This window comes from Cohnella lupini (assembly GCF_003386205.1).
Lineage (GTDB): Bacteria > Bacillota > Bacilli > Paenibacillales > Paenibacillaceae > Cohnella > Cohnella lupini.
In genome coordinates, this window is sequence record NZ_QRDY01000018.1 from 60,454 (window position 1) to 84,934 (window position 24,481).

Genomic DNA, 24,481 nt, shown 5'->3' on the forward strand with positions numbered 1-24,481 from the left:
CTGTCAGCCTCCCCGACGTCTCCGTACACACTAAGTACTATCCTATAAGATACGGCGAATTTTGTAAAATGGAATTCGAGCTTTTTTCGACGATATCCGCACGCGGAAAAAGAACCCTCCGGTCAATGGCTCCGGAAGGTTCCTTATGTTATTCTTTCGGTTTTCTCTGCCTTCTTGCCTTCTCGCCGCTCGGCTTAGGAACGGAGGCTTCCGCCTTCGTGAACGGCTTCGGCGCCCGATTCTGACGTCCGCCGTTATTCCCGCCTCCGCCTTTGCGAGGCTTGGAGGACATGCCACCATCCGTGCCGTCATCGGCGTTCTTAGGGTAGTTGCCGGAGCGAGGAAGTCCCCACATATCCAGCTTGCCGCGCCTAGCCGGGAAAGAAGTCTCCGAAACGCCGGAGCTTCTCGAGCCTTGGCTGGACGAGCCATTCCCCCTGCTTCTCGATTCGGAATGGCCGCTGCCGTTTCCGTTCCCCGAGCCGTTGCTTCTCGATTCGGATGGGCCTGCGCCGTTACCATTCCCATTACCCGAGCCGTTGCTTCTCGATTCGGAAGCGACGTTGCCACTTCCATTTCCGTTGACCGGAACGGAACGCTCCCGATCGCCGCCTTTGCGTTTCGAACGTTCGCCCACGTTGGCAGCTGGCGCATGAACCAGCGGTGCCTGAATGCCTACCGACTCCACCGGCGCTTGAACCTCTAACGCTGCGCCTTTGTTCTTCGGCTTCCGCTTGCGCTTACTGCTTCCGACCGCGACGCTTGCGTCCGTCCCTGCATTCGCCGCAGCACCGCCGCCATTAGCCCCCGGCCTGTTATCGGAGGAAGCCCGTCCGCCGCGATCCTGCTGGCCGCCGCCAGGGCCTCCGCGTCCGCCGCCGCCTCTTCCGCCCCGTTCGCCGCGACCATTGCCGCCGATGCCGACGAACTTGCCGGCCGCGTTCTGCTTCTTGCGCTTCCGGTCGAAGCCGCCCGGTCCGCGCGCATCCACGAAGTTAACGCGGTTGCCGCTGCGAGACTTCATATCCACCATCTCGAAATCGATCGTGTGGTCGCTCATGTTCACGCGGCCGACGCGAATCTTCACCTCGTCGCCGATCCGGTAAATCTTCGAAGTGCGCTCGCCGATCAAGGCCATATGCAGCTCATGGAAGTGATAGTAGTCGTCGGTCATATCGCTAAGACGAATGAGGCCTTCCACCGTGTTCTCCAGCTCGATGAACATTCCGAAGCTCGTCACGCCGCTAATCATGCCCGTGAATTCCTCGCCGATCTTGTCCAGCATGAACTCGGCTTTCTTCAGCTTCTCGGTATCCCGCTCCGCGTCGACCGCCACTCGCTCTCGTTCCGAAGATTGCGTTGCGATGTCAGGCATGCGCGCGTTAAGCGCGTCGAATCTATTTTCCGGTAAAGTACCGCCGTTTTCCAGCACCTCGCGCATAACCCGATGGATAGCGAGATCCGGGTAACGACGAATCGGAGAAGTGAAGTGGGAGTAATACTCCGCGGCCAATCCGAAATGCCCCAAGCTCTCGGCATCGTACTTCGCCTGCTTCATCGACCGGAGCATCATCGTGCTCAAGACCGTCTCTTCCTTCGTACCTTGGATCTCTTCCAATAAAGTCTGCAACGCGCGCGGGTGAACGGTGTTTCCTTTGCCCCGTACCGCATAGCCGAAGTTGCTGGCGAACTGCATGAACGTCATCAGCTTCTCGTTGGTCGGCTCTTCATGGATCCGGTAGATGAAAGGAACCTTCAACCAGTGGAAATGCTCCGCCACCGTCTCGTTCGCCACGAGCATGAATTCCTCGATAATTTGTTCGGCGATCGAACGCTCCCGCTTCACGATCTCGACCGGTTTGCCTTGCTCGTCCACGATAACCTTCGATTCCTGGAATTCGAAATCGATCGCCCCGCGGCGCATCCTCATCGAACGCAAGCCCATAGCCAATTCGCGCATCGTCTTGAAGGTGTCTACCAATCCGGAATACCGCTCGGTCACTTCCGGATCTTCTTCGTTCAATATTTTACGAACGTTCGTGTACGTCATTCTCTCCGTCGTCCGAATGACGCTCGTGAAAATATCGTGGCGAACCTGCTTCATCGTATCCGGCTCGAATTCCATCTCGCACGACATCGTAAGCCGATCGACCTGCGGATTCAAGGAACAGATCCCGTTGGACAACCGATGCGGAAGCATCGGAATGACGCGATCGACCAAGTAAACGCTGCAACCCCTGTTATACGCCTCTTCGTCCAGCTTCGATTTCTCGCGCACGTAATAGCTTACGTCGGCGATATGTACGCCTAACACGAAGTTGCCGTTCGGCAATCGTTCTACGTTGACGGCGTCATCCAGATCCTTGGCATCTTCTCCGTCGATCGTTACGATGACTTTGTCGCGCAAATCCCGACGTCCCTGCTGAACGATCTCGTCCTCCGTGATCGTATCGGGAGCGTCTTCGGCTTCCTCGATGACGTCTCCTGGGAAACTCTCCGGCAAGCCATGCTTGCGGATGATACTCAGAATATCGACGCCCGGATCGTCCTTATGTCCGAGAATCTCGATAATCTCGCCTTCCGCGGCGGCGCGGCCTTCCGGGTAAGTCAAGATATTCACGACGACCTTCTGTCCGGTCACCGCGCCCTTGAAGCCTTCTCCCCGAATGAAAATATCCTTGTTGATCCGCTTATCGTCCGGCACCACGAATCCGTAGCTCTCATGATTATGGAACAAGCCGACTACCTGCGTGATCGACCGCTTAACGATGCGAACGATCTCGCCTTCCAGCTTGCCGTTCTCGTTCTTGGCGGAGACGCGAGCGAGTACGATATCCCCGTTCATCGTACCTTTCATGTCGTTGGCATGAATGTACAGATCCGGGTGCTCCTTGTCGTCGGGAATCAAGAAGGCGAATCCCTTCGGATGGGACTGTATGCGTCCGCGCAACAAATTCATCCGTTCCGGGACGCCATAGCGCTCCGTACGGGTGAGCAGAATTTTACCGTCCTGCTCCATTTCGGTCAGCAATCGCAGGAATGCCTTGAATTCGGCGGCATCCTCTATGCCGAAATGCTTCTCTAATTCTTTGTAAGTCATAGGTTTATAAGCGGTTTCCCGCATGAAATCGAGCAACTCCTGCTCTGTGCACATCGGCATCCGTATCACCTCGTCCAAGTATAGTATACACATTTTGCGTCCTCGGCAACCGGATGAACCTTCTCACCTCATGCGCAATCGCACAAAAAAAGGCAGGGAAGCTCGCGCTCCCTGCCTGATCTCTGTTGGTTAGTTTTTCACGAAATAAGCGACCACCAAAGAAAGGATAAAGAAACCTACAGCTAATCCGATCGTTAGACGCTGCAAGAACAAATCGATACCGCGCGCCTTCTGTTTACCGAACAAATGCTCGGCGCCGCCGGAGATCGCGCCCGACAAGCCCGCGCTCTTACCGCGCTGCAGAAGAACTACCGCTATCAACCCTAACGAGAAAATAACCAGAATTATTTTAAGAACGACGTCCATCCCTTACACCCCCTAATTACCCATACAAAAACAGTATTCTTATTTTATCACACAGCGAGTCCCGTTGACAACCGTCTCTATTTTCTGCGAGAAAATGTCACTCGGAACTCTCCGCCATCCAAGATCAGAAGAAATCCATTAAGTACGACGTCCGTTCCGGGATACGGATCTCGAGCTTGCTAACTTCGTCCGCCGAGCCGCGAATCCTTCCCGCTTCCACCAGCAACGACGGCTTCCGATTTCCGAGCAGCATCGCCGTCAACGATTGAATATCGCAGACGATCGCTCCGTCCCCCACGTCCGAAGAACCCGAACCCTCGCCCTTCCGTACTAAGCGTCCCGAGCCCTCTGCACTCCAATCCAGCCGATACACTCCATTGTTCCACGGAGCATGCGCATCGCTAAGTTCAAGCGTTACGGATTCCGCCCGCTCGCTCGCCGCCCAAGCATATCCTTCGATGAAAGCCTCCGCATCCACGATTCGCGACATGAAGTACGGAATGACCTCCTGCTTAATACGTGGGTCCGGCAACAAATACGGTAGAGGATCGTCCGCCGGCACGATAATATTCACTTCCGTAATCATCGAATCGTGATTGCCGATGAAGGTCCACAACGCTACGCGGGAATTTTCCGTCGTGCTCGCCCAATCGTGAACCGTCAGCTTGCCGTTCTCGATCTGATAGAACAAGTAACCCGCGGCTGTTTCGTTCTCGTTATAATAGACGGCGACATTGCCGGTCTTCGTCAGAATCCGATTTTCCCACCAGTCCCAAGTCCGAACGAGCGTACCGCTGAACCTGGAGGCATATGCCGTATAAACTCCGTTTAACACCTCGATATCCGGCTTCGGCATGCGCTTTACCTGTCCCGGCGTCTCTCTCCGCGGAGGAAGCAGTCGCGTCTCGATCGTATATTTCTTGCGCTCGACCGTTAGCTCGTAACCGTATTTGCGATAAAAGGGGAATGAGAACGGATGCAGCATGCTGATCGTTTGACCGTTGTTCTTCATCGTCTCCAACGTTTGAACGAGCAGTTTGTTGACGCAGCCTTGCCTTCTCGCATCCGGCCAAGTCGCGACGCCCGCGATTCCGCCCATCGAGAACAGCTTTCCTTGAACCCATGCTTCCAACGGGATCAGCAAGAGAGCCGACAGCAATGCGCCCTGTTCGTCGAAAGCGCCCCAATCCTGCTCCGGAAGGTACTTGCTTCGCCGTTTCTCCATATCCTCTGGCGTCAGCTGATATTGAAATGCATATTGCGATAGCGCCATTCTTTCCTCGTAATCGCTCGCGCGCAGTTGCCTGATTTCCATTATCCGCACCGTCCAATCCCTGTTCTCGTAGCTTCCTCACTATACTATCAAAATAAATACGCCTAAGTAAGGTGCAGAACAATCGTATAATACGACTTCGCCCTTATAGCCAAAGAAAGCCCGGCATTCGCCGGGCTTCCCATTAATCGAAGATATGATTTACAGCCAGCCGAGCGCCTTAAACCAAGCAAAGTTCAGCTTCGCGCTCTCGAGAGACGAAACGTCGTAACGCTCTTGTTCGATGATGACGTATTCCACGCCCGCTTCTTCGCATGCCGCAAGCGCCGAATCCCAATCAACGGAGCCTTTGCCGATTTCCGTATCCGTGCCGTCTTCTTTGAAATCCTTCGCGTGAACGACGGGTAGGCGTCCCGCGTATTTTTTCACGTATGCCGCAGGGTCTTGACCCGCTACTTTCACCCAACCCAGGTCGAATTCCGCGAACAGCAAGTCTGCCGGAACTCTTTCCAGAATATGATCGATAACGAGCTTGCCTTCTACCGGCTTGAATTCGAACGCATGGTTATGGTAACCGAATTGCAAGCCGTTGTCTTGCACGATTTTCGCGGCTTGCGCCAAAGTGTCCGCCATTTTATGAACATCCGCCAACGTCGGGTTGTCGCCCAACGGATACCACGGAACGATAAAACGTTTCAACCCAAGCTCCAAGCCGTAATCGACTTGAGTCTTCAGTTTATCCCAAATCGCGTCGTCGCCTACGGATAAGCCAACGTGCGCGGATGGAGCATTAAGGCCCGCGTCTTCCAACGCTTTGCGAACTTCCTTAGCGGAATGTCCGTAATACCCAGCCAACTCGACGTTACGGTAACCGATTTCGCCGATCTCCTTGATCGTACCCAGGAAATCCTTCTCGCTGCGATCGCGAACGGAATATAATTGAATGCCTACTTGCGGTTTACTCATATCGTTCCCACCCATCCCTATGATTGAATCCTCGTCCGAACGGTAAGTCCGCGCGGCTAATGCTTCTTCTTAACTCCTTTATTATAGGCTTAAGTATGCGTTCTCACGATAAGGGTTTTTGTCCTCTTTATATGGCATTTTGTAAAATGGAACAACTTTCCTGCTCTATCTCTCGTATTATGGTTGACGATGATTCGGAAAGGAAAGGATGTCGGGCGCATGGACGAACCAACCGCTCAACCGGCTCTCCCACCTAAGAAATCCTCATCTACGAACAGAAGCAGGAAGTTTAGAATCTGGCTTTATAGCCTTGGCGGCGTCGCGCTGATCGTCGCCTCCGTTATCGCTTATTACATGTACTCCATTTACTCCTTCGCGGACAAAATCTACGTAGCCCCGCAAGTTGTCCAACCGCCGAGCATGCATATTCCTACGGACGGCAGCACCCCGATTCCCGTTCCCGTCGTCGAGCCTCCCGAATGGAGCGGAAGCGAACGCATCAATATCCTACTTCTCGGCGGCGATTCCCGAGGGGTCAAGAGCAACGCCAAGCCCCGCTCCGATACGATGATGGTCGCGTCCATCGATCCCGTCGATAAGAGCACTCATTTGTTCTCTCTTCTACGCGACACCTACGTCGATATTCCCCGGCATGGCTCGAACCGGCTCAACGCCGCGATTACGATGGGCGGCCCGCTCCTCTCCATGGAGACCGTCGGCAACCTTCTCGACCTGCCCATCCATTATTACGTCTACACCGATTTCGAAGGATTCATCTCGTTGATCGACGAGCTTGGTGGAATCGACTATGAAGTCGACAAGAACATGACCCATATCGATAAGAGAGACGACCCCAGATACAGCATTAAGCTGGAAAAAGGGATGCAACATCTCGACGGCATCACCGCATTGCAATACGTCCGTTTCCGGAGCGACGCCATGTCCGACTTCTCTCGTTCCGACCGGCAGCGACAATTCCTCTCCGCCATCGCGGGCAAGCTGCAGAAAACGACGTCCCTGCTTAAGCTTCCCCAATTGCTCAACGGCATAGCGCCTTATATCGAGACTAGCATCCCGCCCGGCGATCTCGTTAAGCTAGCCCGGCTTGGCATGAAGCTCGACACTAGCCGCTTAGCGGGCATTCAAATCCCGAAGATGGGCGCTTTCAAGAACCAGATCATCAGCGACATGGATGTTCTCGTGGCCGATCCCGATCAGATCAGGAGCTATGTTCGGGAGCAATTGGCCGGTTGAATTCTATACATGCGATAATCCGTCGGTTGCACGCTATGCAACCGGCTTTTTTTCTTGTTTAAAAATGGATAAATAGATTCACATTTATGCAAATTGTGGTAAAGTTATTATACGAACTTACGTTCTAATACATGTAGAGAAGGTGGACCTCCCGTGACGGAACGCTATTCGGAAATCGATGCGGCGATTGCCTATATCCATAAGCATATTTACGATCCGATTCCTCTCTCGAGGTTAGCCAAACACGTCTCGTACAGTCCTTTTCATTTCACTCGGATTTTCAAGGAACGAATCGGTCTCTCGCCCCTCTATTATATTTCTTCCCTTCGGCTGCAGAAGGCGAAGGATCTGTTGCTTCGCACGAATCTAAGCGTTCGGGATATCGGAATGGAGATCGGACAACAAAGTCTGGGAACGTTCACTACCCGCTTCGCCGACAAAGTAGGTCTTACTCCGGCCAACTTCCGCAACTCCGTCCAGCACGCGAACGATCCGTTTCAATCGTTGCGAGAGCTTGACGATTGGTCGACCTGGATTCCCACCTTCAGCAATTTAGCGCGAATAGAGGGGACGATCGAGGCCTCGGTTCCGTTCCACGGCGTCATCCTCATCGGCTTATTCGCCAAGCCTATTCCCGAAGGTTACCCCCTCTACGGCACCCTTCTCTCTTCTCTCGGCCATTTTCGCTTCACGGACGTCCAGCCGGGCACCTACTATCTCATGGCCACTTCCGTCCCTTGGGGCATGCAAAGCATGGACATCTTACTCCCGCACCATACTCTGCGCACCCGCACCAAGACTCCTATCGTCGTCGGGATGAATTCGCTCGTCCCCCATCAGAGGGTTATGCTGCATGTTCCGCGTCCGGACGATCCGCCCATTCTGATTTCTCTTCCTTTGTTAATGAATCATTTTCTCGAGAGAGTCAAGCGATCGCGCAATCGATAAGAAATCGGGCTCCGTTCCTCGTGCTAGAATACGAAGGAATAGGGATGCGACGCTTGATCGTCGGAAAAATTTCCAACGAAGGATGTTGATGATGGGAAAAGTAATTCTGGACATTACGATGTCGCTTGACGGGTTTATCGCCGGACCGAACATGGGAGAAGGCGGACTGCGGCTGCACGATTGGATATTCGGAGCCAAAACCTCCGTCGACGAAGAGATCATGGAAGAAACCGTAGAAAACTCCGGTGCCGTTATCGTTGGCGGCCGAACGTACGACATCGCCATAGAGGAGGCTTGGGGCGGAGTTTCCCCCTTCTTGGTTCCCGCGTTCGTCGTTTGTTCGGAGATCCCGAAGCCGGCTAAGAAAGTTCCGGGATTCACCTTCGTCACCTGGGGAATAGACAGCGCGATCGCGCATGCTCGGGAAGTCGCCCGCGGCAAAGACGTATGGGTGATGGGCGGCGCGAATATCGCCCAGCAATTCCTTCGGGCAGGATTATTCGACGAATTGCAGATTCACGTCGCTCCGGTTCTGTTCGGACGGGGAATCCGATTGTTCGAGCAGTTCGGCAATGACCGAATCGAACTGAAGAGCACGCGGGTCATCGAGAGCCCCGGTGCTGTCCATCTAAGATATAGCGTCGTTAATTAAAAAAGACCGGACCGCGCTTAAGCGCAAGGGTCCGGCCTTTTTGTGATATTGCGTTCCGACTGACTAAGAGGTATGAGATCTAGCTGACGCTAGAGAATTACTTGAAGTTTTTAAGGTTGTAGAACGCTTTTTTGCCGCCGTAGATAGCGGTAGCACCCAAGTTGTCTTCGATGCGAAGCAATTGGTTGTATTTCGCGACGCGGTCGGAACGGGAAGGAGCACCCGTCTTGATCTGGCCGGCGTTCGTAGCGACCGCGATGTCCGCGATCGTGCTGTCTTCGGATTCGCCGGAACGGTGGGAAATGATCGCCGTATAACCCGCGCGTTTCGCCATTTCGATGGCGTCGAAAGTTTCCGTCAACGTACCGATTTGGTTAACTTTAACCAGAATGGAGTTACCCACTCCTTTTTCGATACCGTCGGCCAGACGCTCGGTGTTCGTTACGAACAAATCGTCTCCAACGAGTTGTACTTTGCCGCCCAATTTCTCTGTAAGCAATTTCCAACCTTCCCAATCGTCTTCGGAGCAACCGTCTTCGATCGTGATGATCGGATATTTGTCGGCCCAGCTAGCAAGCAGGTCAACGAATTCCGCAGGCGTGTAGGATTTTCCTTCGCCTTCGAGGTGGTATTTGCCGTCTTTGAAGAATTCGGTGGACGCAACGTCCATACCGAGGAATACGTCAACGCCCGGTTTGAATCCGGCTTTCTCGATCGCTTCGAGAACGGTAACGATCGCTTCTTCGTTGGAAGCGAAGTTAGGAGCGAATCCGCCTTCGTCGCCGACAGCCGTGTTAAGGCCTTTAGCTTTCAATACGCTCTTCAAGGAGTGGAAAATTTCCGCGCCCGTGCGAAGTGCTTCCGCGAATGTTGGAGCGCCGACAGGCAGAACCATGAATTCTTGAACGTCGACGTTATTGTCGGCATGCGCTCCGCCGTTGATGATGTTAAGCATAGGAACCGGCAACGTTTTCGCGTTGAATCCGCCAAGGTACGTGTACAATGGCACGTCCAAAGCTTCCGCAGCGGCGCGAGCCGTTGCGATGGATACCGCTAGGATTGCGTTAGCTCCGAGCTTAGCTTTGTTAGGCGTACCGTCGATTTCGATCAGCTTCTGATCGATAACGACTTGCTCGAGAGCATCGTAGCCGATGATTTCGGGAGCGATGATCATGTTTACGTTCTCGACCGCTTTCAGAACGCCTTTACCTAGGTAACGGCTTTTGTCGCCGTCGCGAAGCTCGACCGCTTCGTGAGCGCCGGTGGATGCGCCGGATGGTACGATAGCGCGTCCAAGAGCTCCGGATTCCAAACGAACTTCTACTTCTACCGTCGGGTTACCGCGGGAATCCAGTACTTCGCGTGCATATACGTCGGAAATAATCGTCATGAGTAACGCTCCTTTAATGGGGTTTAGATTTAAGATGGTTTAATTAAAACAAAGCTTTGCCCGTCATTTGCTCGGGTTGAGGAAGCTGCATAAGCGCCAGGATCGTCGGCGCGACATCCGCCAATATTCCGCCCTCGCGAAGCACGTGTCCGGCTTCCGTCACGATGCAAGGCACCGGATTCGTCGTGTGCGCCGTGAACGGACGCTCGTTGTCGTCGATGACCATGTCCGCATTGCCGTGATCCGCGATGATAACGCAGACGCCGCCTTTGGCCGTTACCGCGTCAACCACTCTGCCGAGGCATTCGTCCGTCGCTTCCACGGCTTTGATCGTCGGTGCCAGCATTCCGGAATGACCGACCATATCCGCGTTCGCGAAGTTGAGGATGATCGCGTCATGGTGCTCCGCTTCGATTTCCTTCACGAGAGCATCCGTCACTTCGTAGATGCTCATCTCCGGCTGCAAGTCGTAAGTCGCGACCTTCGGCGAGTTGATGAGAATTCGCGTCTCGCCTTCCAGCACATGATCCCGACCGCCGCTGAAGAAGAACGTTACGTGCGGATATTTCTCGGTTTCGGCGATACGAAGCTGCTTTTTCCCATGCTGCACAAGTACTTCGCCGAGAGTGTTATCCAACTCCTTAGGCTTATACGCAACGAACCCGCCTACGGTTTCCGCGAAAAGAGTCATGCAGACGAAATACAGATTTTTCGGGAAGTTCAATCCGCGATCGAAGCCGCGGAAATCCTCGTTCGTGAATACGTTCGACAGCTGAATCGCGCGATCGGGACGGAAGTTGAAGAAGATGACCGCATCTTCGGATTCCACGAGCCCTACCGGCTTGCCGTCCGCACCTACGATTACCGTCGGCATGACGAACTCGTCGTATACCGATCTCTCGTAGGATTCCTTGACCGCTCCGATCGGATCCGTCGCCGTCGGGCCGTCTCCGTATACCATGGCGCGGTAGGATTTCTCCGTCCGCTCCCAACGCTTATCCCGGTCCATGGCGTAATAGCGACCTTGGATCGTCGCGACCTGTCCAACGCCGAGCTCTTCGATCTTGCCTTGCAATTGGGTCAGGTAACCGACCGCGCTGTCCGGGGACACGTCGCGTCCGTCTAGGAAGGCATGGATGTATACATGATCCAAGCCTTCCTTCTTCGCCAATTCCAGCAGCGCGAACAAATGCGCGATATGGCTATGCACGCCGCCGTCGGATAGCAAGCCGTACAGATGCAGCTTCTTGTTGTTCGTCTTCGCATGCCGAACAGCGCCCAGCAACGTGGAGTTATCGTAAAATTCCTGATCGCGAATCGATTTGGAAATACGGGTTAAATCCTGGTACACGATGCGCCCCGCCCCGATGTTCAGATGACCCACCTCGGAGTTGCCCATTTGACCTTCCGGCAATCCTACGGCTTCTCCGCTTGCCGTTAAGGTCGTATGGGGGAAGGTTTTCCACAGCAAGTCGAAATTCGGTTTGTTGGCGAGCGCGACGGCGTTGCCGTGCGTGCTTTCGCGCAATCCGAAGCCGTCAAGAATAATGAGAGCTACCGGTCTCGGTGCTGCCATCTTACTTCGCCCCTTCTACTAACGCCACGTAGGAAGCCGGCTCCAAGCTAGCTCCGCCTACCAAAGCGCCATCGATATCGGATTGGCCCATGTACTCGGCTACCGTGTTCGGCTTAACGCTACCGCCGTATTGAATGCGAACTTGCTCAGCCACTTCCGCGCTGTATAGTCCTGCAACGACGCCGCGAATGTAGCTGGTCACTTCGTTCGCGTCTTCGGAAGTCGAAGATTTTCCAGTTCCGATCGCCCAGATCGGCTCGTATGCGATAACGGACGTAGCTACTTGCTCGGCGGACAATCCCGCAAGCGCGCCTTCCGTTTGTACGCGTACGACTTCTTTGGTCTGTCCGGCTTCGCGCTCTTCGAGCTTCTCGCCTACGCAGATGATCGGTGTCAAGCCGTGACGATATGCCGCGTGGGCTTTCTTGTTCACGATCTCGTCCGTCTCGGCAAAATATTGACGACGCTCCGAGTGACCGATAATGACGTATTGAACGCCAAGATCCTTCAAGAATACGCCGCTAATCTCGCCCGTGAAGGCACCGTTGTCCTCGAAGTGAAGATTTTGCGCGCCTACCTTGATCGTCGTGCCTTTAACCGCTTCGACCAATGCGGGAAGAGCGGTGAAAGGAGCGCAGATAACGCTCTCCACGCCGGAGACTTCCGCTTTGCCTTTCACTTCGGACACGAAAGCCGTAGCTTCTCCTACCGTTTTGAACATTTTCCAGTTACCCGCGATAATCGGTGTTCTGCTCATTTTCGTTCACCTCTATTTGTCGTTTAGCGCTACTACGCCAGGAAGAACTTTGCCTTCCATGAATTCCAGCGACGCTCCGCCGCCCGTGGAAATATGGTTCATCTTGTCGGCCAGCTTAAACTTCTCGGCCGCAGCCGCGGAATCTCCGCCGCCGATTACGGTGTAAGCATCCGTCGTCGCGCAAGCTTGCGCGACCGCGCGCGTGCCGTGGGAGAACGGCTCGATTTCGAATACGCCCATCGGTCCGTTCCAGACGACAAGCTTGGAGTTCTTGATGACATCCGCGTAGATTTCGCGCGTCTTAGGTCCGATGTCGATGCCTTCCCAATCCGCAGGGATGGAGTCCGTGTCTACGATTTGCGTATTAGCGGATGCACTGAAGCCGTCGGCGACAACGATGTCGACCGGGAGGTAAAAGTTCTTGCCGAGTTGTTTCGCCTTCTCGATGAATCCAAGGGATTGCTCCAGCTTGGTGTTGTCGAGCAGGGATTTGCCGATTTCTTTGCCTTGCGCTTTGAGGAACGTATAGGAAAGACCGCCGCCGATGATGATGTTGTCCGCGATCTCGATCATCTTGCTGATGACGTCGATTTTGTCTTTAACCTTGGATCCGCCAACGATCGCAGTGAATGGGCGCTCTGGGTTATGAAGCGCTTTGCCGAGCACGTCAAGCTCTTTCTCCATAAGCAGACCGGACACGGCCGGGATATGGTGAGCGATGCCTTCCGTGGAAGCATGCGCGCGGTGCGCCGCTCCGAAAGCGTCGTTCACGAACAAATCGGCCAATGCGGCGAAAGCTTTGGACAATTCCGCATCGTTGCTCTCTTCGCCCGGATGAAACCGCACGTTCTCGAGCAGAAGGACGTCTCCGTCTTTTAACGCGTCAACCTTTGCTTGTACGCTTGCGCCCACGACTTCGTCGGCTTTGTTCACTTGCTTGCCCAGAAGGTCGGACAACCGTGCAGCAACCGGCGTCAAACGTAATTCTTCAACGACTTCGCCCTTAGGACGGCCTAAATGGCTAGCGAGGATGACCTTAGCGCCTTTTTCGATCAGAAACTTAATCGTCGGCAACGTTTCGCGTATCCGCGTATCGTCCGTAATGGCTCCGTTCTCGAGCGGTACGTTGAAATCTACCCGGACGAATACTTTTTTCCCTGCAACATCGACGTCTCTAACGCTTTTTTTGTTCAAGAGTCAAACCTCCTAGGGTGGCTGTAAATCCCCGGGCGCAAAGCTAGGCTCCGCTTAAGAGAGCCCTGCCTCGTGTCCGTCACGCATAACTTGCTCGTTGCAAAAGCGTGTCCCGGTTCGCTGTGCAACCCGGGACGTTAGCTTGTTATGAAATTGAATCTTACAAACCTTTGCTTGCGATGAAAGCAGCCAAATCTACAACGCGGTTGGAATAGCCCCACTCGTTATCGTACCAAGAGATAACTTTAACCATGTTGCCTTCGACAACCATAGTCGACAACGAATCGATCGTGGAAGAAGCAGGATCGCCGTTGTAGTCGCTGGATACGAGCGGCTCTTCCGAGTAGTTCAAGATGCCTTTCAGAGGACCGTCCGCAGCAGCTTTCAGAGCCGCGTTAACTTCTTCTACCGTAACGTTAACTTTCAATTCCGCTACAAGATCCGTAACGGATACGTTAGGCGTAGGTACGCGCATGGACATACCGTTCAATTTGCCTTTCAATTCCGGCAATACGAGGGATACGGCTTTCGCTGCGCCCGTGGAAGAAGGAATGATGTTTTCCGCTGCAGCGCGAGCGCGACGCAGGTCTTTATGAGGAAGATCCAATACGCTTTGATCGTTCGTGTACGAGTGAATCGTGTTCATCATGCCTTTAACGATTCCGAACTGGTCGTTCAACACTTTGGCGAAAGGAGCCAAGCAGTTCGTCGTACAAGATGCGTTGGAGATGATTGTATGAGCGGAAGGATCGTATTTGTCGTTGTTAACGCCCATAACGATCGTGATGTCTTCGTTCGTAGCAGGTGCGGAGATGATGACTTTCTTCGCGCCGCCTTTCAAGTGAAGCTCGGCTTTTTCTTTCGCCGTGAAAATACCCGTGGATTCAACGACGATTTCAGCGCCTACGGAAGACCAAGGCAAGTTGCCAGGATCGCGCTCCGCGAATACTTTAACCGTTCTGCCGTTTACGATAAGCGCGCCTTCGCCCACTTCAACCGTTCCGTCCAATTTGCCGTGCGTCGTGTCATATTTAAGAAGGTGAGCAAGCGTGCTAACGTCCGTAAGGTCGTTGATCGCCACGATTTCTACGTTCGGGTTGTTCAGGGAAGCGCGGAATACGTTACGTCCAATACGACCAAATCCGTTGATACCAACTTTTACTACTGCCATGATTGGTTCCTCCTTGGAATAACTATGATTTTTTTGATCTATATGTCAGGCGCCGTTAGCGCCGAGACCACTATGCTCGCTATAAATAGGATTACCCTTTTCTCGGGCTTGTAACTTATCCTTCTAACTTAAACATGCTTCAGAGCTTCTATGGCAGCCGCTTCATCCGTAACCAGGACGTCGTCGTGACCGAATCTCATTACCGACGCGATCGCCTCGCCTTTGCTGCTTCCGCCCGCGATACCGATAACCACTCCCGCGGCTTCGATGTCTTCTAGGCGCAAGCCCGCCGTCGCCATCCGATGAACGACTTTGCCCGATCGGTCGAAGTAGTAGCCGAAGGCTTCCGCCAACGCTCCGTCCTTGACCAACTCTTCCTTCGTCTCGTCCTTAAGCTTCCTTCTCCGGGCCATGGTCACGGCATCTCCGATTCCGTGTACCACTATGCGCGCGCTTCGTATCATGTCGACGACTTCGCGTACGTTAGGTTCTTGCATGATCGTTTGGTACGCTTCCTCGCTCAGGTGATCCGGAACGTGTAGCATCCGGTATCTTGCTCCCGTGCGCTTGGCTAGCTCCGAAGCAATCGTGTTCGCTTGGAAGTCCACGCTCTCGCCTAAGCCTCCGCGAGCCGGAACGAACCAATTGTCCTTCAGTTGCGTCGGCGTCGCGAATTGAGTGGCCATGCGAGCCATCGTCGATCCGCCCATAACCGCTACGACATCGCCGGATGAAAGGCTCTCTCTCAGCACTCGGCTTCCCGCCCTGCCCATCTCGATCTTAATATGGTCCGAGTCGTCGGAGTCGCCGGGTACGATTATGACCCGTTTCAATCCGAATGCGGTACGAACCGCTTCTTCCAGATCCGATAGTCCGAATATTTCCTTGACGATCGGTTCCATCTCTTCAACTAACTGCCTTCCGCTCTCGCTTAGCCTCATTCCTGAAGCGGCTGTATCCAGCAACCCCTGCGCCCTTAACACCTCTAGCTCCGATCGCAGTACTCTCTCGGTTAAATCGACGCTAGTGGCTAGCGTTCGCCGTCCGATCGTGCCGGCCAGGTAAATTCGATGAAGAATATCGTACCTCTTCTCCATCACCTGCATGAGGTCGGGTAGCAGCTTCTTCTGAATGTCTACGATTTTTCGCATTCTGTCCGCTTATCCTCCTGAGACCGGATGACTACCGTGGGCAACGATGCGATATAATTGTTGGACGTAAAACGTCCCGCCATATCATTTTAAGTCCCACCTTTATTTTATCTAAAATCTCAGTCGGATGCAAGACTTACCGTCCACGAAAATAACAAATTTAGCCCCGCTCATTCTCTTGCTTTTTGCGGTTGTATCGCCTATAATAACTCTTGCTGCATTTAATGAGCGCCCGTGGTCCAACGGATATGACGCAGCCCTCCGAAGGCTGAGATTGAGGTTCGATTCCTCACGGGCGCGCCAATCTTCAATTTCAACAAACAATAGCATTCAGCACAACCGACCGTTCCATACGGTCGGTTTTTTGATTTATTCAATAATTTCGCCAGTGCCGAGCCTCTGCGCAATTCCTTCTCTAGCCCTCGACATTCAACTATTTAAACCTTCAACACCGCCAATTCGCTAGTTAAGCTGCACATACCAGCTTTTTCCCTTCAAAGTTCTTCTTACGGCGATATAACCTGGGGGATATGCGAAATAGCCGCTTCTGGCACGGGTATTGGGTGGTTCGGGGCTACTTCAGGCGAAATAGCCGTTTCTGGCGCGGGTATTCGGTGGTTCGTAGCTACTTTGGGCGAAATAGCCGTTCCTCACGTGGGTATTTGGTGGTTCGGGGCTACTTCAGGCGAAATAGCCGTTTCTGGCGCGGGTATTCAGTGGTTCGGAGCTACTTCGGGCGAAATAGCCGTTCCTCACGTGGGTATTTGGTGGTTCGGAGCTACTTCGGGCAAAATAGCCGTTCCTCGCGCGGGTATTCGTTGGTTCGTAGCTACCTTGGGCAAAATAGCCGTTCCTCGCGCGGGTATTCGGTGGTTCGTAGCTACTTTGGGCGAAATAACCGTTCCTCGCGCGGGTATTCGGTGGTTCGTAGCTACCTTGGGCAAAATAGCCGTTCCTCGCGCGGGTATTCGGTGGTTCGTAGCTACTTTGGGCGAAATAGCCGTCCTCGCGTGGGTATTCGGTGGTTCGTAGCTACTTTTGGCATGCAGTTAACTTCCCTTTTTCCCACCTCCGCAAGGTTGGCATTTTTTTGCCGGAAAAGCTCCTTTGACTTTCTTTGACTTTTACATCCGGATTCGCTATGATAAAAAAATCAAAATCATGAGGAGGGACGTCAAACATGAGTTTCGTACCTATGGTTGTCGAGCAAACTAATCGAGGAGAACGGGCCTACGACATTTATTCCCGCTTACTCAAGGACAGAATCGTATTTCTAGGCACTCAGGTCAATGACGTGGTTGCCAACTCCATCATCGCGCAGTTGCTGTTCCTGGCAGCCGAAGATCCGGAAAAAGACATCCACTTATACATCAACAGCCCCGGCGGCTCCATCACTTCCGGAATGGCCATTTACGATACGATGCAGTTCATCAAGCCTGATGTATCTACGATCTGCGTCGGCATGGCCGCATCCATGGGAGCGTTCCTGCTAGCCGCAGGCGCCAAAGGCAAACGTTTCGCTCTTCCGAACAGCGAAGTCATGATTCACCAACCGCTCGGCGGAGCGGAAGGACAAGCGAGCGATATCGAAATTCGCGCTCGCCGCATCCTTAAATTGCGCGATAAGTTAAACGGCATTCTTTCGGAGCGTACGGGCCAACCGCTTGAGCGCATCGAGAAAGATACGGACCGCGATAACTTCATGGAAGCCGAAGTCGCTAGAGAATACGGACTAATCGACAAAGTCATCGATAAAGTCACCTAAGGCAACAACAGAAGAGTGCCTCCGTTCCCAAGAACGACGGCACTCTTCTTTTTATTCCAAAAGACCACATACCACACTACGTAACTTTCGTCAACATAAATTCAAAACTTTGAATGCCCTCTCTGCTACGCGGACAATCCATGATATGCTGTTTTATGAGGTAATACCATTTACCTCCAATTCTAGTCATCTCTTAGGAACTCTGGAAGAGAGGGATTTTTATGCCGGGACGGACCTATCCATATCTCGTGAACAAGCAGACCGAAGATTTAATGCCTTTCCGAAGCCCCAACGAAAGTCACATCGACATGGTGGCCGCTCGTCGGTTGAGCGATAAAGCATCTCTTCTTCGCCCGCTCAAGGACGAACATTTACTGGAAGTTTACAGGGAAGCTAAGAAAATGAACTTATCAGCTGAATTCATCGAGTTGCTTGAAGAAGCGCTCTCTATTCGACAAATAAGTCACTACAGAGAAGCTTAATTATAGCGTTGCAATCCCTGCCTCAAACCGCCTCCTTCACAGGACGGCGGTTTATTTATTTCTATCCGAAACAACGCGCAAAAAGGCGAATCAGAGGATATCCTCCGATCCGCCGCCGCGTACCTCGTACGCCCTCCGCACAAGCGGGTTTACTGCATTTCGTATTGCACCGTCACCTGCGCGCTTATTTCGATCTGGCCGGATTGAACCGACGTCGGAGCCGCTCCATCCGCCGCTTTCGCCATGCTCATCGACTCTGCCCTTGCGTATAGGATCGGATTGTCGGATACGTCTCCTTGCACGATGTTAACGACGCCTTTCAACTGACGTTTGGCCGAAGTTGCCAACACGCCTGCCTTCGCCGCCGCATTGTCCATCGCTTTCTTCATGGCGTCGAGCTCGTATTGGTCCTTTTTCTCCGTCGAGAATTGAACGCCATCCAAACGGTTCGCGCCGGAAGCAGTCAATGCATCGAACAGCTTTCCGATCTCGGGAAGCTTGCGATAGGTTACCTGAATGGAATGTACCGCGACGTAACCTTTAAGCACGCGACCATCCTTCTCCGTATAGTTGTATTCCGGCTGTACGTCTAGTCCGGTCGTCTTCACGTCTTTTTTATCGATCGCGAACTTCTCGTACAATGTCTTCTCCACTCCGGCGAACGTGTCCGCATTCGCTTGCTGGGCTTCCGAAGCCTTCGCTCCGCGCGTTTCGACGGCCAAGTTCAAGTACGCGACGTCCGGCTCCACCATGATCGAACCGGTCGCTCCCACCGTAACCGTGTACGCTGGCGTTGCAGCCGTGACGGCTGGCATAGATTCCGCTGACACCTCGCCGACCTCCCCTCGTCCAAATCCGAACCAACCGATTACCGCTGCAGCCAAAACCACCGACAGCACTTGCAACGTTCGCTTGCGATTGTCCATAACCCAAACCCCTTTCGAGTATATGACCTGCCCCCTTATGACGTAATTATTATCCCAAAGGTTTCATTTTCTCCCACATAAATGCAAAAAGCTCCCCTTAGGGAGCCCCATGCGAAGGTAACTATTGGTTCTCAAGCTCTTCTTTGCTTACAAGCTGCACTAAAGCGGTTACAGCTTGCTCTGCGTAGGAACCTTCCGCGCTGATCGCGACTTCCGTACCGGAGCTGATCGCCAAGCTCATGATACCCATGATGCTTTTCGCGTTAACTTTCTTGTCATCCTTCTCCACGAAGACGTCGGAGGAGAATTTATTGGCTTCTTGCACGAATAGTGCCGCCGGTCTGGCGTGAAGACCCGTTTTAAGCCGAACTACCACCGGCTGTCTCGTCATGGACCGGATACCCCCTATCTTTGTTCGTCCCGCTACCCGGGACCCCCGTGCTACAGTTTCTTAACTATTATACCATTGATGTCAACAAATACGCTATACGGTTATGCTCCGCCATTCCGGATTTTTTCAGCCCATTCGTCAAGCTTCCTCAGCCGGTGATTTACCCCCGATTTACTGACTTGACCCTTGAGCAAATCCCCGACTTCCTTTAGGTTGATATCCGGATGCTGAAGCCTTACTTCCGCGACCTCGCGCAGTTTATCGGGAAGATTGTTCAGGCCGACTTCTCTAACGAGCAGCTTGATATTATCGATTTGCCTTACTGCCGCCCCGATCGTTTTGTTCAGATTCGCCGTCTCGCAATTCACGATCCGGTTAACGGAATTGCGCATGTCCCGCATAATGCGAACGTCCTCGAACTTGAACAAAGCCTGATGGGCGCCTATAATGCTCAGAAATTCGATGATTTTCTCGCCCTCTTTAATATAGAGGATAAATCCCTTCTTGCGTTCGATAAATCTCGCGTTCAAATGAAATTTATTCGCAAGATCCACCAGCGCCTGACAATGCTCCTCGTACATCGACGCGATCTCCAGATGGTAAGATGAGCCTTCCGGATTGTTGACGGAGCCTCCTGCCAGAAAAGCGCCGCGTAGATAAGCTTTCTTGCAGCACGGCTTGCGCACTAGCTCCTTGTCGATGCTCGGATGGAACAAGAACCCTTCCGAGACGATGGACAGATCGTTCAGGATAGCTTCCGCGCCGGCAGGCACGCGGACGACGTACACGTTGTTTTTCTTAAGACGCATTTTTTTGCGAACGAGAAGTTCGGTCACTACGGTAAAATGTCGCTTGAGAAGGGTGTACATCCGGCGCGAAATCGCGGCATTCTCGGTAGCGATATCCAATACGACCCGCTTATTGGTCAGGGAGATCGTACCGTTCATCCGGATCAACGCCGACAATTCCGCTTTCTCGCAGCAATGGTCGGATTCGAGCATTGTCAGTTCTTTTTTCGTAAGTGCCGCGAACGACATGCTTATTCACCCTTTCCGCAACATCCAATCTTCGACCAGATGATAAATATGATCGCTAAGCTTGGCAGCGTCGTGCCGTAAATAGGTTCTAAAAAGCACAAGCGTATCCGCTATTACCTTATATCCGCGTTTGGTTACCTCGTCTAGATCCAAATGCACCGCCGTCGAACCTTGTTCGGCATAGAGGCTCTGCACCTGAGGAGGAATTTCTCCGTCGTTCACGATCACGTAATCGAATAGATGATGGCCGATATGAGCGTGAACCGCCGCCAAATGGTCGCTCACGGAATAATTATCGGTTTCGCCGGGCTGCGTCATCACGTTGCAGACGAACAGCTTCACCGCATCCGACTGGATGATGGCTTCCGCAAGCTTCGGTACGATCAAATTAGGAATAATACTCGTATACAAGCTTCCCGGCCCTATGAGTATCGCGTCCGCCTCGCGTAGAGCTTGAACGGCTTCCGGCAACGCCTCGACGTCGGCGGGCTCTAGGAACACCTTGCGGATAGCCAAGCCCGATTTCGGAATCGTGGATTCCCCCACGACGATCGAGCCGTCTTCCATCTCGGCCTTCAGCACGATGGCTTGATTAGCAGCCGGCAGAACCCTGCCCCGCACCGCGAATATGCGACTCAACTCCGTAACGCCGGTAACGAAATCTCCGGTAATATCGGTCATCGCAGCGAGAATAAGATTCCCGAGACTATGCCCCGCTAATCCGGTACCGTTGCTGAATCTATACTTCAGAACCTCGGCGAGCAACGGCTCGGTGTCCGCAAGAGCGGATAACACGTTGCGGATATCCCCCGGAGGGGGGATCTGCAACTCTTCGCGTAGAATGCCGGAGCTTCCTCCATCATCGGCGACCGTAACGATGGCCGTAATGTCCAGAGGCTTCTGCTTCAGACCGCGAAGCATGACGGACAGCCCCGTACCTCCGCCGATGACGACGATCCGCGGTTTGCGGGCGAGATTAGGTTGTATCATCGTCTCCACCTCAGCTTTGCCGATCGCGATCGGAATCGCGATGGCTCACTCGCACCGATTCGGTGTCGCTCGAGCCTAACCTTCGTCCTAAATATTCGGCCAAAGCGACGGAACGGTGCTTTCCTCCGGTGCACCCGATTCCGATCACGACCTGGCTCTTGCCTTCTTTATGATATAACGGTATTAAATATTGTAACATATCCAGCAACTTGGTCAGGAAGGTTTGCGTTTCCGGCCACTTCATGACATAGTCATACACTTCGGGATCAACTCCGGTCTTAGGCCGAAGACTGTCCACGTAATGCGGATTCGGTAGAAAACGCACGTCGAAGATTAAATCCGCATCGATCGGAACCCCGTACTTAAATCCGAACGAAGTCACGTTAATCGAGATATTATTGCGATCAAGGTTCGTGAACCGCCCGATAATCTTCTCCTTCAGGGCAGCCGGCTTAAGACTGCTTGTGTCGATAACCTGAGTAGCCCAGCCCTTCAAGTCCTCCAGCAGCTTCCGCTCCAAGTGAATCCCGTCCAGCGGCAAGCCGTCCGGAGCAAGAGGGTGCCTGCGCCGGCTCTCCTTGTACCGTTGCACAAGAATGGAATCCGTCGCATCCAAGAAAAGAATTTCGTAATGAATCGTGTAATGCTCGCGAATGTGATTAAGAGATTCCGATAGCGCGGTAAAAAACTCGCGCCCGCGCAAATCGATAACCAATGCCACTTTAGCGATCCGGCCTTGCGACTGTTCAATCAACTCAGCGAACTTAGGAATGAGTACGGGCGGTAGATTATCGACGCAGAAAAAACCCAAATCCTCTAAGCTCTGCACCGCGATCGTCTTTCCCGCGCCCGACATCCCCGTAATGATGACTAGCGTCGGCTGTGTCGTAATCGTATCCATGCTTTCCCCCCTCCCAGTGACCATCAAGCAATAAAGACTAAGTCGTCACTCTGAACAACCGATGTCGATATTTCGTAGTTGAAACGAAAGAACGCCCGACCCGCGTCGATTAGCTGCGGAGCCGAGCGTTTGCTTCAATTATGCTCGAAGGAACAAGCCCGCTGCTCCGACGACGCCCGCGTTATTGCCCAACTCCGCAGCTACGATCTCAACGCCTTCCCGTGCATTGCCCGGCGTTAACTTATGGAATACTTCCCGGATTTGTTCGAACAGGAACTCTCCGGCCTTGCTGACTCCGCCGCCGACGATGAACCGTTGCGGATTCACGACCACCGCTACCGCCGCCATCGATTTACCTAAATAGAAGGCTGCCCTGGTGACGATCCGCTGCGATACTTCGTCACCGCTCTTCGCTGCATCGAATACGTCCTTAGCGGTAATCTCTTCCTCGATCATAGCAAGCGAAGTCTTATCCCCGCGAGCTACCGCGTCGTTAGCCATGCGGATGATTCCCGTCCCGGACGATACTGTCTCCAAGCAGCCCATTTTACCGCAGCCGCATTGAATGGCTTCCAGATCGGGCACGATCGACATATGACCCAGCTCTCCCGCCATACCCGAGAACCCTTCGATCAACCGGTTGTGCAGGATGATCCCCCCGCCGACTCCGGTGCCTAGCGTATAGCATACGCAATGGGGAATGCCTTTGCCCGCGCCGCCCCACGCTTCGCCTAGAGCAGCCACGTTGGCATCGTTATTAATCTTGACCGGTTTGCCGATCTTCTCTTCCATGATTGCCTTCACGGGAACATTCTTGAAAGGAAGATTAGGCGAGAAGTTAATCACTCCCGCGGGAATATCCAGAAAACCGGCGATTCCGATTCCGACGCCGGCTAAGGCATTCCACTCGGGAGTTCCCGGAGGTACGAGCTCCTTGACATAGGCCGCAATGTTGGATAACACGGCGTCCGCTCCATCGGCGGCTTGCGTTGGCCCTTCATACGTACGGAGCAATTCCCCATCCGCGTTGCACAAGCCGACTTTAATGGCGGTTCCACCTAAATCAACGCCTACGAACAACGATTCTGACATGATAGTCGACACCTCATAAGGAATAATATTGGTTGCTGATATTAAGAAAGTGATTGGCTCCAATCGTGTACCATCGAGCCTTCCAGGAACTTCTCGCAATCAAGCGCGGCCATGCAGCCGCTGCCGGCAGCCGTAATCGCTTGGCGATATTTGTGGTCCTGTACGTCTCCGCACGCGAAGATTCCCGGCACGTTCGTCTCCGTCGTTCCCGGAGTCACCTTAATGTAGCCGAGTTCGTCCATCTCGATCTGATTGTCCAAGAACTTCGTGTTAGGCGTGTGCCCGATCGCAACGAACAAGCCTTGCGTATCGATGATCTCTTCTTTTCCGGTCGCGTTGTCGAGGACTTTAAGCCCAGTAACGCCCATAGGGCCGGCAACGACTTCGATCGGAGTTTTATTCAAGCCCCACAAAATTTTATTGTTTTCGCGGGCGCGATCCTGCATGATTTTGGAAGCTCTCATCTCGTCGCGGCGATGAACCAGAGTGACCTCGGATGCGAAACGAGTCAGGAAGCTCGCTTCCTCCATGGCCGAGTCTCCGCCACCTACGACGATGATTTTCTTGCCGCGGAAGAAAAATCCGTCGCACGTCGCGCAAGTACTGACGCCGCGTCCCACGTTATCCCTTTCGCCCGGGATGCCCATGTATTTCGCGGATGCTCCCGTAGAGATGATCAAGGTTTCGGCTTGCAACGTTTCTCCGCCCTCCAACGAGAGAGTGAACGGACGTTTGGACGTATCGACCGTGTTGATCCAACCCGTACGGAACTCCGCGCCGAAGCGTTCCGCTTGCTTGCGCATGTTCGCCATAAGGTCCGGTCCCATGATGCCTTCCGGGAAACCCGGGAAATTCTCGACTTCCGTGGTGGTCGTCAATTGGCCGCCCGGCTCAGGGCCTTCAATGACGAGCGGGGACAAGTTCGCCCGCGCTAAATAAATGGCCGCCGTTAATCCGGCAGGGCCTGTTCCGATAACAATCGTTTTATGCATTTACATTTCCTCCTATTGTGCAATCGACTGCGGATTTTTACGATCAA

23 protein-coding genes and 1 tRNA gene are annotated in these 24,481 nt (G+C 53.3%); 7 read left to right on the plus strand and 17 right to left on the minus strand.

The features are described 5' to 3' along the window. Positions 1–148: 148 nt before the first annotated feature. The 4 genes from rnr to DFP95_RS22185 all read right to left on the minus strand — a co-directional run bounded on the left by rnr (position 149) and on the right by DFP95_RS22185 (position 5,765). On the minus strand, positions 149–3,154 hold the full coding sequence (rnr, locus tag DFP95_RS22170) for a ribonuclease R (protein WP_115994930.1): 3,006 nt from the start codon (positions 3,152–3,154) through the stop codon (positions 149–151). A gap of 135 nt (positions 3,155–3,289) precedes the next feature. Then, complete coding sequence (gene secG, locus DFP95_RS22175; protein ID WP_115994885.1) at positions 3,290–3,526, minus strand: preprotein translocase subunit SecG; 237 nt, start codon at positions 3,524–3,526, stop codon at positions 3,290–3,292. A gap of 124 nt (positions 3,527–3,650) precedes the next feature. Further along, a complete protein-coding gene (locus DFP95_RS22180; protein WP_115994886.1) occupies positions 3,651–4,841 on the minus strand; it encodes a GNAT family N-acetyltransferase in 1,191 nt (396 codons plus the stop codon). 159 nt (positions 4,842–5,000) lie between these two features. After that, positions 5,001–5,765 (minus strand): sugar phosphate isomerase/epimerase family protein, encoded by a 765-nt coding sequence (locus tag DFP95_RS22185; RefSeq protein ID WP_115994887.1) that lies wholly within the window; start codon positions 5,763–5,765, stop codon positions 5,001–5,003. Between the two features lie 219 nt (positions 5,766–5,984). On the opposite strand from DFP95_RS22185, the gene DFP95_RS22190 reads away from it, so the two are divergent. The 3 genes from DFP95_RS22190 to DFP95_RS22200 all read left to right on the plus strand — a co-directional run bounded on the left by DFP95_RS22190 (position 5,985) and on the right by DFP95_RS22200 (position 8,619). After that, a complete protein-coding gene (locus DFP95_RS22190; RefSeq protein WP_115994888.1) occupies positions 5,985–7,019 on the plus strand; it encodes an LCP family protein in 1,035 nt (344 codons plus the stop codon). Between the two features lie 153 nt (positions 7,020–7,172). After that, entirely contained in the window at positions 7,173–7,967 is a 795-nt protein-coding gene (locus tag DFP95_RS22195; protein WP_115994889.1) for a helix-turn-helix transcriptional regulator, read from the plus strand. Between the two features lie 88 nt (positions 7,968–8,055). Next, entirely contained in the window at positions 8,056–8,619 is a 564-nt protein-coding gene (locus DFP95_RS22200; RefSeq protein ID WP_245987854.1) for a dihydrofolate reductase family protein, read from the plus strand. 97 nt (positions 8,620–8,716) lie between these two features. Here DFP95_RS22200 and eno read toward each other — a convergent pair whose 3' ends face one another. The 6 genes from eno to DFP95_RS22230 form a co-directional block, all read right to left on the minus strand. Then, positions 8,717–10,009 carry a phosphopyruvate hydratase gene (eno, locus tag DFP95_RS22205; protein WP_115994891.1) on the minus strand — a complete coding sequence of 431 codons (1,293 nt, stop codon included), beginning with the start codon at positions 10,007–10,009 and terminating at the stop codon, positions 8,717–8,719. 43 nt (positions 10,010–10,052) lie between these two features. After that, complete coding sequence (gene gpmI, locus DFP95_RS22210; RefSeq protein ID WP_115994892.1) at positions 10,053–11,585, minus strand: 2,3-bisphosphoglycerate-independent phosphoglycerate mutase; 1,533 nt, start codon at positions 11,583–11,585, stop codon at positions 10,053–10,055. Between the two features lies 1 nt (position 11,586). Beyond that, on the minus strand, positions 11,587–12,342 hold the full coding sequence (gene tpiA, locus DFP95_RS22215; RefSeq protein WP_115994893.1) for a triose-phosphate isomerase: 756 nt from the start codon (positions 12,340–12,342) through the stop codon (positions 11,587–11,589). Positions 12,343–12,354: 12 nt separating this feature from the next. Then, entirely contained in the window at positions 12,355–13,536 is a 1,182-nt protein-coding gene (locus DFP95_RS22220) for a phosphoglycerate kinase (protein WP_115994894.1), read from the minus strand. A gap of 160 nt (positions 13,537–13,696) precedes the next feature. Further along, the gene (gene gap, locus DFP95_RS22225) at positions 13,697–14,707 is read right to left on the minus strand and encodes a type I glyceraldehyde-3-phosphate dehydrogenase (protein ID WP_115994895.1); all 1,011 of its coding nucleotides are present in this window, start codon (positions 14,705–14,707) and stop codon (positions 13,697–13,699) included. A 128-nt stretch (positions 14,708–14,835) separates the two neighbouring features. Beyond that, on the minus strand, positions 14,836–15,858 hold the full coding sequence (locus tag DFP95_RS22230) for a sugar-binding transcriptional regulator (RefSeq protein ID WP_115994896.1): 1,023 nt from the start codon (positions 15,856–15,858) through the stop codon (positions 14,836–14,838). Positions 15,859–16,086: 228 nt separating this feature from the next. Here DFP95_RS22230 and DFP95_RS22235 point away from each other — a divergent pair. The 4 genes from DFP95_RS22235 to sda all read left to right on the plus strand — a co-directional run bounded on the left by DFP95_RS22235 (position 16,087) and on the right by sda (position 18,105). Next, positions 16,087–16,161: transfer RNA gene (locus DFP95_RS22235), tRNA-Arg, on the plus strand. Between the two features lie 327 nt (positions 16,162–16,488). After that, the gene (locus DFP95_RS22240; protein WP_115994897.1) at positions 16,489–16,890 is read left to right on the plus strand and encodes a hypothetical protein; all 402 of its coding nucleotides are present in this window, start codon (positions 16,489–16,491) and stop codon (positions 16,888–16,890) included. A gap of 148 nt (positions 16,891–17,038) precedes the next feature. Beyond that, a complete protein-coding gene (clpP, locus tag DFP95_RS22245) occupies positions 17,039–17,623 on the plus strand; it encodes an ATP-dependent Clp endopeptidase proteolytic subunit ClpP (protein WP_115994898.1) in 585 nt (194 codons plus the stop codon). Between the two features lie 221 nt (positions 17,624–17,844). After that, positions 17,845–18,105, plus strand: a complete 261-nt coding sequence (gene sda / locus DFP95_RS22250) for a sporulation histidine kinase inhibitor Sda (protein WP_245987855.1) — start codon at positions 17,845–17,847, stop codon at positions 18,103–18,105. Between the two features lie 149 nt (positions 18,106–18,254). Here the strand turns inward: sda and DFP95_RS22255 are convergent, their stop codons facing one another. The 7 genes from DFP95_RS22255 to trxB form a co-directional block, all read right to left on the minus strand. Further along, on the minus strand, positions 18,255–19,031 hold the full coding sequence (locus DFP95_RS22255; RefSeq protein ID WP_115994899.1) for an SIMPL domain-containing protein: 777 nt from the start codon (positions 19,029–19,031) through the stop codon (positions 18,255–18,257). A gap of 121 nt (positions 19,032–19,152) precedes the next feature. After that, positions 19,153–19,422: an HPr family phosphocarrier protein gene (locus tag DFP95_RS22260; protein ID WP_115994900.1), complete on the minus strand. Its 270-nt coding sequence runs from the start codon at positions 19,420–19,422 to the stop codon at positions 19,153–19,155. Between the two features lie 101 nt (positions 19,423–19,523). Continuing rightward, a complete protein-coding gene (gene whiA, locus DFP95_RS22265; protein WP_115994901.1) occupies positions 19,524–20,459 on the minus strand; it encodes a DNA-binding protein WhiA in 936 nt (311 codons plus the stop codon). 6 nt (positions 20,460–20,465) lie between these two features. Next, positions 20,466–21,449, minus strand: coding sequence for a gluconeogenesis factor YvcK family protein (locus DFP95_RS22270; protein WP_115994902.1), 984 nt, complete (start codon positions 21,447–21,449; stop codon positions 20,466–20,468). 10 nt (positions 21,450–21,459) lie between these two features. Further along, complete coding sequence (rapZ, locus tag DFP95_RS22275; RefSeq protein ID WP_115994903.1) at positions 21,460–22,350, minus strand: RNase adapter RapZ; 891 nt, start codon at positions 22,348–22,350, stop codon at positions 21,460–21,462. 138 nt (positions 22,351–22,488) lie between these two features. Beyond that, a complete protein-coding gene (locus DFP95_RS22280) occupies positions 22,489–23,442 on the minus strand; it encodes an ROK family glucokinase (protein ID WP_115994904.1) in 954 nt (317 codons plus the stop codon). Positions 23,443–23,483: 41 nt separating this feature from the next. Next, entirely contained in the window at positions 23,484–24,434 is a 951-nt protein-coding gene (trxB, locus tag DFP95_RS22285; protein ID WP_115994905.1) for a thioredoxin-disulfide reductase, read from the minus strand. Between the last annotated feature and the right edge of the window lie 47 nt (positions 24,435–24,481).